This is a genomic window from Bradyrhizobium sp. STM 3809 (assembly GCF_000239795.1).
Classification (GTDB): Bacteria; Pseudomonadota; Alphaproteobacteria; order Rhizobiales; family Xanthobacteraceae; genus Bradyrhizobium.
This window is the reverse complement of record NZ_CAFJ01000149.1, coordinates 1-7,817: the sequence shown is the minus strand read 5'-3', so window position 1 is coordinate 7,817 and position 7,817 is coordinate 1. Positions and strand designations below refer to the sequence as shown.

Here is a 7,817-nt window from a genome sequence, read left to right as displayed (position 1 = left end):
GACCGTCCGCATCATCCTGCGCACCGGCCAGCCCGGCCAGGCGCCCGAGCGGCGCGTCATCGTCCAGTACGACATCAACGACTACAAGGCCAAGACCGAGCTCACCGCCGACAAGCTGTTCACCTCCCTCACAGCAGCGCTGCGCAGCTATCAGCAGCTCGAACGCATGGTGCAGACGCGGCGCGGCCTTGAGATCATCATCGACGCCGCCTCGACGCTGTACGACTTCAAGTCGATGCAGCGGCTGGCCGAGGGCGTGCTGACGCAGATCGCCTCGCTGCTCAACGTCGATTGCGCCGGCATTCTCGTGCTGCGCGACGACGGCAGCCCGAGCGAGGATTTTTCCGTGCTGGCCGGCTCCGGCTGCTACAGCCGCTTCTCCGGCGCGGTGACCTCGCGCTCGCTCGATCCCGACCTGCGCGGCATGGTCGAGGCCGCCTTCAGGCAGCGCAGCAACGAATTCGCGGACCACAAGACGGTGCTGTATCTGCGGACCGGCTCCGGCCGCGAGGTCGTGGTGCTGCTGCAGGCCGAGCGGCCGCTGTCCGAGACCGACCGCTCGCTGGTCGAGATCTTCTCCAGCCGCCTGTCGATCGCCTTCGACAATGTGATCCTTTATCAGCAGCTGCATGAGGCCAACACCCAGCTCGAGGACCGCGTCACCCAGCGCACGCGCGCGCTGATGCAGGCCAACCGGCGGCTCTCGGCGCAATGGCTGCGGCTGCAGCGCGCCAACGGCTTCAAGAACGAGATTCTCGGCACCGTCGCCCACGACCTGAAGAATCCGCTCGGCGTCATCCTCGGCCGCACGGAGATGCTGACCGAGCTGATCGCCACCGGCGCGTCTGCCGAGGGCATCACCAGCCAGGTCGGACATATCCGCGACGCCGCCAAGCGGCTGACCTCGATGGTCGACCACCTGATCTCGGATGCGATGGCCGATGCGTTCGACATCACCATCCGCCGCGAGCCGGTCGACGTCGCCGCCCTGATCCATGAGGTGGTGGAAGCCAACCAGCCGCTGGCGCTCAACAAGCAGCAGGTCATCGCGGTGTCGGCGCCGCCGCAGCTCTCGACGATGTGCGACATCGATCGCATCCGCGAGGCGATCGACAATCTGCTCAGCAACGCGATCAAGTACAGTCCGATCGGCGGTCGGATCAGCGTCGATGTCAGCGGTGATGGCGACAACACGGTGATCGGCATCACCGACCAGGGCGCCGGGCTGTCGCCCGAGGATCTCGGCCGTCTGTTCGGCCGCTTCCAGCGGCTGTCGGCCAAACCGACCGCCGGCGAGAGCTCGACCGGCCTCGGCCTGTCGATTGTCAAACGCATCGTCGACATGCATGGTGGCGAGGTGACGGCCAAGAGCGATGGGCCGGGATCGGGGTCAACCTTCACCATCACACTGCCGGCGGCCGAGTTGTCATGAGTCAGAGCCAGCACATCATCATCGTCGACGATGAGGCGCCCGCCCGGGAGATGGTGGGTGATTACCTCAAGATGCACGGTTTCACGGTGACCTTGTGCGACGGCGGAAAGAGCCTGCGCAGCGCCATCGAGACCGGCCCGGCCGATCTGGTCGTGCTCGACCTCAACATGCCCGAAGAGGACGGCCTGTCGATCATCCGCGACCTCAAGGGCCGCACCAACATCCCCGTCATCATGCTGACCGCGACGGCCAGTCCGATCGACCGGGTGGTCGGGCTGGAGCTCGGCGCCGATGATTACGTCGCCAAACCCTGTGAATTGCGCGAGCTGATGGCCCGAATTCGCTCCGTGTTGCGTCGCAGCGTGCCGGCCAAAGCCGCCGTTGCAGCTGCCCCGGAACCGGCGCCCGCCAAGACCCCGGACCCGCAACTGGTGCGGTTCGGCACGAAATGGCTCGATCTCGATGCCCAGGCCTTGCGCGACGACGAAGGCAACGAGCACCCGCTGACCGCCTCCGAGTTCGGCCTGCTCAAGGTGTTCGCCGCCAACCCGAAACGGGTGCTGTCGCGGGAACGGCTGCTGGAACTCGCCAACGCCCGCGACGCCGAGGCGTTCGACCGCGCCGTGGACCTCCGAATCATGCGCATCCGCCGCAAGATCGAGCCGGATCCGACCAAACCCGCTGTCATCCGCACCATTCGCGGCGGCGGCTACCTGTTCTCGCCGTCTGGCGACAAGGCCTGACGGCGGCCCGAACGCCGCTCCCCGCCCGAGGGCCCGCGCCGGATTTCCATGATCTGGAACCCAGACTTCCTCATTGTGGAATAAGGCACAATTCCGCCACGACTGTTTCGCGATATGCGGCGTGACGAAACATTTCTGTCCGGCGACGAAACCATTTTCCTGTTTTGGTGCAGACGTCCCGAAACCGGCACTCCGTAACAATCCCACCCGTCGAAACGCCGCAAGGGGGCGGCGGAACGGGAGAGTGCCATGCAGAACGTCGTTGCCATCAATTCCGCCGCCAGCCAGGGCATCATCGCGGCCCAGGCGACCACGGACGACATGCTCCTGGAGAGCATTGCCGATGGCGATCGCACCGCGATGCACACGCTTTATGCGCGTCACAATGTGCGGGTCTATCGCTTCATCCTGCGCATCGTCCGCGACACCACGGTCGCCGAGGACCTCGTCAGCCAGGTGTTCCTCGACGTCTGGCGCACCGCCAAGCAGTTCGAGGGCCGCTCGCAGGTCTCGACCTGGCTGCTCTCGATCGCCCGGTTCAAGGCGCTGACGGCGCTGCGCCAGCGCCGCTTCGAGGACATCGACCAGGACGAGGTGCGCGAGATCGCCGACGATAGCGACACGCCGGAGACCTCGCTCGAGCGCGCCACCACCAGCGCCATCCTGCGGGCCTGCGTCGCCAAACTGTCGCCGGCGCATCGCGAGATCATCACCCTGATCTACTACCATGAGAAGTCCGTGGAGGAGGTTGGCCAGATCATCGGCATCCCGCAGAGCACGGTGAAGACGCGCATGTTCTATGCCCGCAAGCACCTCGCGGAACTGCTGCGCGTCGCCGGTGTCAACAGCCTCGCAGCCTGACCTCCGTTCATTCTCGTCGGGGTCATGGTCCCGGCGGGTTCCAAAAAGCGACGACGCACGAAAATCGCCGAATGAAACAATTGAAACAATCGGCGAAATCACCTGGAAAATTTCGGCCTTTAGAACGTTAGCCATCAGCCGAGCTTCAGTCCCCCAGCTGATCTCGGTGTCGAGCGAGCAAATTCAAGGATACCTCCACCTTCCCTGTTGCTCCGAAGACCCGGCGGATGCCCCCGCCGGGTCTTCGTCGTTTTGGCACCCTGCGGCGCCGCCGTAGGGCGATTTGACCATTTGATATCGCCCCGCCCCGGTGCGATTGTCCGCGCCGAGGGGCCGGACGGCGCCCCGCAGTGACGACGGACGGTTGCGAATGTTCGGTTTGGATGCGGTGGAGCTGGCGCGCGCGCAATTCGCCTTCACGGTCACCTTCCACATCATCTTCCCCGCCTTCTCGATCGGGCTCGCCTCCTACCTCGCGGTGCTCGAGGCGCTGTGGCTGTGGACCGGCCGCGACGTCTATCTCAACGTCTTCAATTACTGGCTCAAGATCTTCGCCATCGCGTTCGCGATGGGCGTGGTGTCGGGCATCGTGATGTCCTACCAGTTCGGCACCAACTGGTCGGTCTATTCCGACAAGGTCGGCCCCGTCATCGGCCCGCTGATGGCCTATGAGGTGCTGACCGCGTTCTTTCTCGAAGCCGGCTTCCTCGGCGTCATGCTGTTCGGCCTGAAGCGCGTCGGCCCGAAGCTGCATTTCCTCGCCACCCTGATGGTCGCCATCGGCACGCTCATCTCCGCGTTCTGGATCCTCTCGGCCAATTCCTGGATGCAGACGCCCGCCGGCTACGCGGTCAATGCCGACGGCCAGTTCGTCTCGGTCGACTGGCTGAAGGTGATCTTCAACCCCTCGTTCCCCTACCGCCTCGTCCACATGGTGCTCGCGGCCTATCTCACCACCTCGCTGGTGGTCGGCGCGGTCGGCGCCTGGCATCTCCTGCGCAATCCGCATCTGCCGGGTCCGCGCGTGATGTTCTCGATGGCGATGTGGATGGCGGCGCTGGTGGCGCCGGTCCAGATCCTGGTCGGCGATCAGCATGGCCTCAACACGCTCGAGCACCAGCCGGTGAAGATCATGGCCATGGAGGGCCATTTCGAGAGCCACAAGGACGGCGCCCCGCTGTACCTGTTCGGCTGGCCGGACCAGGCCAAGGGCGAGCTGAAATGGGCGCTCGGCATTCCCAAATTCGGCTCGCTGATCCTCAAGCACCAGATCGACGCGCCGATGGCCGGGCTCGACACCGTGCCGCGGCAGGACTGGCCGCCGGTGCCGATCACCTTCTGGTCGTTCCGCATCATGGTCGGCCTCGGCGTGCTGATGCTGGCGCTCGGCCTGTTCAGCCTGTGGGAGCGCTGGCGCGGCCGGCTGTACATCAATCGCGGCCTGCACCGCTTCGCGATCGCGATGGGACCGGCCGGCTTCATCGCCGTGATCGCCGGCTGGGTCACGACCGAGACCGGGCGCCAGCCCTTCACGGTGTACGGGCTGCTGCGGACCGCGGACTCCGTCTCGCCGCTGGCGGCCCCCGCCGTCGGCGCCTCGCTCACAGCCTTCATCATCGTGTATTTCATCATCTTCGCCGCCGGCGTTGCGTACATCCTGCGCCTGATGGCCGAGCCGCCGCATCCCGGTGAGGCCGGCCCGAGCAGCACGGAGCCGGTGCGATCAGCCGGCATCACGCCGGCCGCCGGCGTCGTGCAGGGAGCGGGATCATGAGCGTTGCCATCGATCTCGCCACGCTCTGGGCCTTCATCATCGCGCTCGCCGTGTTCATCTATGTCGTGATGGACGGCTTCGATCTCGGCCTCGGCATCCTGTTTCCGCTGTTTCCGGCCAAGCACGACCGCGACGTCATCACCAACACCGTCGCGCCGGTGTGGGACGGCAACGAGACCTGGCTGGTGCTGGGCGGCGGCGGGCTGATGGCGGCGTTTCCGCTGGCTTATTCCGTCCTGCTGCCCGCCCTGTATGCGCCTCTCATCGCGATGCTGGTCGGCCTGATCTTCCGCGGCGTCGCCTTCGAATTCCGCTGGCGCACGCGCGCGACACGCAATCTCTGGGACATCGCCTTTGCCGGCGGCTCCTGGATCGCGGCGCTGGCGCAGGGCATCGCGCTCGGCGCCATCCTGCAGGGCGTGCATGTCGAGGGCCGCCACTATGCCGGCGGCTGGTGGGACTGGCTGACGCCGTTCAGCATTCTCACCGGCGTGTCGCTGGTCGCCGGCTACGCGCTGCTCGGCGCGACCTGGCTGATCCTGAAGACCGAGGGCGACCTCCGCGACAAGGCCTACCGCATCAGCTGGGTGCTGCTGTTCATGATGCTGCTCGCGATCGCCGCAGTCAGCCTGGCAACGCCGCTGCTCACCATTCAATACGCCCAGCGCTGGTTCAGCTGGCCCGCGATCATCCTCACCGCGCCGGTGCCGCTCGCCGTCATTGGCGTCACCGTGCTGCTGATGAAGAACCTTGCCCAGAAGCACGACGGCTGGCCGTTCTTTCTCTCGCTCGCGCTGTTCTTCCTCTCCTATGCCGGGCTCGGCATCAGCATGTATCCCTATATCGTGCCGCAGAGCATCACGATCTGGCAGGCGGCCGCGCCCGAGCGCAGCCAGCTCCTGATGCTGCCGGGCGTGCTGGTTCTGGTGCCGCTGATTCTCGGCTACACCGCCTGGGCCTATTGGGTGTTTCGCGGCAAGGTCGGCCACGACGCCGGCTATCATTGATGCCCACTCCCGAGCCCGCCCCGCTCGCCAAGCGCCTCGCCTGGTTCGTGGCCCTGTGGCTGGCCGGCCTGGCCACCGTCGGTGCGGTCGCCTTCCTGCTGCGGCTCTGGATGAAGCTCGGATAACGGCGGGTGCGTCGCACTCACCTTGACTTTGCGGCCGAGATGCCCCTGAAATTTGGCGGGTGGTTTTGATCGGGCAAGCTTCGCAGGGGTCCGTCGAGGAGAGCTTTGAATGCCGAGTTTCCATCGCCTGCTGTGTGCCGCCAGCGCCGTCATCGCGCTGGCGCTGTCCACATCGCACAGCTTCGCCCAGTCCGAGGACCCCGGAGACCAGCCCGGTCTCGTCGCCGATGACGGCTACGAGCTCGATCCGGAATGGCGCAAGCAGGTGGTCTATTTCCGCACCAACGAGCCGCCGGGGACCATCATCGTCTCGACCGCCGAGCGTCACCTCTATCTGGTGCAGCCGGGCGGCCGCGCCATTCGCTACGGCATCGGCGTCGGCCGCGACGGCTTCCAGTGGCAGGGGCTGCTGCAGATCACCAAGAAGGCCGAATGGCCGGACTGGACGCCGCCGCCGGAAATGATCCAGCGCCAGCCTTACCTGCCGCGGTTCATGGCGGGCGGTCCCGGCAACCCGCTGGGCGCACGCGCGATGTATCTGGGCACCACCGTGTACCGCATCCACGGCACCAATCAGCCCTGGACCATCGGCAGTAAGATTTCCTCCGGCTGCTTCCGCCTGGTGAATGCCGATGTCGCCGACCTCTACGACCGCGTGCCCGTCGGCACCAAGGTCGTGGTGCGGCAGAAGCCGGAACTGTGACGGCGGCGCCTGCCGCCGCACCTCCCGCCATCGCTTTGTCCTGACATTTTCCGAAAGAGATTCACCATGCGCACTTTCCGAGGCGGCCTGCTGATCGGGCTCGCCGTTGCCGTGCTCGTCGCCGCGCTCGCCGTCACCTATGAGATGTACGATACCCGCACGCTGAAACGCACGGTCCGCCGCGGCGAGGTGCTGTGCGGCGTCAATGCCGGCCTGCCCGGCTTCTCGATTCCCGACGACAAGGGCAACTGGACCGGCTTCGACGTCGATTTCTGCCGCGCCGTGGCCGCGGCGATCTTCGACGATCCGAACAAGGCGAAGTTCGTGCCGCTCGACGCCAGCGAGCGCTTCAAGGAGTTGCAGAGCCGCAAGGTCGACATCCTCTCGCGCAACACCACCTGGTCGATGGCCCGCGAGCAGAACTACGACCTGTATTTCCCCGCGGTCGCCTATTACGACGGCCAGGGCTTCATGGTGCCGCGCACGCGCAAGCTCGAGACCGCGCTGGACCTCAATGGCAGCAAGGTCTGCGTGCAGGATTCGACCACCAACGCGCTCAATGTGTCCGACTACTTCCGTGCCAACAACATGAAGTACGAGGAAGTCAAGCTGCCGAAGCTCGACGACGTGCTGAAGGCCTATGACAGCGGCAGATGCGACACCTTCACCGCCGACGTCTCGCAGCTCTACGCGCTGCGCCTGGTGCTGACCAAGCCGGGCGATCACGACATCCTGCCCGACCTGATCTCCAAGGAGCCGCTCGCCCCGGTGGTTCGCCAGCGCGACGACGACTGGATGATGATCGTGAAGTGGACGCTGTATGCGATGATCAATGCCGAGGAGCTCGGCGTCACCTCCAAGAACATCGACGAGGCCTTGAAGTCGAAGAAGCCGGACGTGATGCGGCTGGTCGGCAACGAGGGCACCTACGGCCAGGATCTCGGCCTGTCGAAGGACTGGGCGGCGCGCATCATCCGCCACGTCGGCAATTACGGCGAGGTCTACGAGCGCAACGTCGGCAGCGAGTCCAAGCTGAAGATCCCGCGCGGCATGAACCAGTTGTGGAACGCCGGCGGCATCCAGTACGCACCGCCGATCAGGTAGGACGCGCGCCACGATCGTCGGCCTCTTCTCAACTGCCGCGCATCTCTCGCGACACTCACGGTGCACCC

General features: G+C 65.7%; 8 protein-coding genes. All 8 read left to right on the top strand.

Translation table 11 applies throughout. The features are described from left to right. Positions 1-1,432, top strand: a 1,432-nt coding sequence (locus BRAS3809_RS07790) for a DUF3369 domain-containing protein (RefSeq protein WP_035655702.1), incomplete at its 5' end; no start/stop codon positions are given. Next, positions 1,429-2,175, top strand: coding sequence for a response regulator (locus BRAS3809_RS07785; protein WP_008961539.1), 747 nt, complete (start codon positions 1,429-1,431; stop codon positions 2,173-2,175). The genes BRAS3809_RS07790 and BRAS3809_RS07785, both read left to right, overlap by 4 nt. 249 nt (positions 2,176-2,424) lie before the next feature. Continuing rightward, a complete protein-coding gene (locus BRAS3809_RS07780) occupies positions 2,425-3,036 on the top strand; it encodes a sigma-70 family RNA polymerase sigma factor (protein WP_008961538.1) in 612 nt (203 codons plus the stop codon). A 370-nt stretch (positions 3,037-3,406) separates the two neighbouring features. Continuing rightward, positions 3,407-4,810 (top strand): cytochrome ubiquinol oxidase subunit I, encoded by a 1,404-nt coding sequence (locus BRAS3809_RS07775; protein WP_008961537.1) that lies wholly within the window; start codon positions 3,407-3,409, stop codon positions 4,808-4,810. Beyond that, on the top strand, positions 4,807-5,817 hold the full coding sequence (gene cydB / locus BRAS3809_RS07770) for a cytochrome d ubiquinol oxidase subunit II (protein WP_008961536.1): 1,011 nt from the start codon (positions 4,807-4,809) through the stop codon (positions 5,815-5,817). The genes BRAS3809_RS07775 and cydB overlap by 4 nt, the downstream gene beginning before the upstream one ends. After that, the gene (locus BRAS3809_RS34705) at positions 5,817-5,942 is read left to right on the top strand and encodes a DUF2474 family protein (protein ID WP_008961535.1); all 126 of its coding nucleotides are present in this window, start codon (positions 5,817-5,819) and stop codon (positions 5,940-5,942) included. The genes cydB and BRAS3809_RS34705 overlap by 1 nt, the downstream gene beginning before the upstream one ends. Positions 5,943-6,051: 109 nt before the next feature. Next, positions 6,052-6,645, top strand: a complete 594-nt coding sequence (locus tag BRAS3809_RS07765; protein ID WP_008961534.1) for a L,D-transpeptidase — start codon at positions 6,052-6,054, stop codon at positions 6,643-6,645. A 66-nt stretch (positions 6,646-6,711) separates the two neighbouring features. Next, positions 6,712-7,749, top strand: coding sequence for an amino acid ABC transporter substrate-binding protein (locus BRAS3809_RS07760; protein WP_008961533.1), 1,038 nt, complete (start codon positions 6,712-6,714; stop codon positions 7,747-7,749). Positions 7,750-7,817 lie beyond the last annotated feature (68 nt).

Excerpts from the sequence above, each read along its gene's own strand:
- BRAS3809_RS07785 (WP_008961539.1), top strand. The coding sequence starts at position 1,429 with ATGAGTCAGAGCCAGCACATCATCATCGTCGACGATGAGGCGCCCGCC.
- BRAS3809_RS07760 (WP_008961533.1), top strand. The coding sequence starts at position 6,712 with ATGCGCACTTTCCGAGGCGGCCTGCTGATCGGGCTCGCCGTTGCCGTG.
- BRAS3809_RS07775 (WP_008961537.1), top strand. The coding sequence starts at position 3,407 with ATGTTCGGTTTGGATGCGGTGGAGCTGGCGCGCGCGCAATTCGCCTTC.
- cydB (WP_008961536.1), top strand. The coding sequence starts at position 4,807 with ATGAGCGTTGCCATCGATCTCGCCACGCTCTGGGCCTTCATCATCGCG.
- BRAS3809_RS34705 (WP_008961535.1), top strand. The coding sequence starts at position 5,817 with ATGCCCACTCCCGAGCCCGCCCCGCTCGCCAAGCGCCTCGCCTGGTTC.
- BRAS3809_RS07780 (WP_008961538.1), top strand. The coding sequence starts at position 2,425 with ATGCAGAACGTCGTTGCCATCAATTCCGCCGCCAGCCAGGGCATCATC.
- BRAS3809_RS07765 (WP_008961534.1), top strand. The coding sequence starts at position 6,052 with ATGCCGAGTTTCCATCGCCTGCTGTGTGCCGCCAGCGCCGTCATCGCG.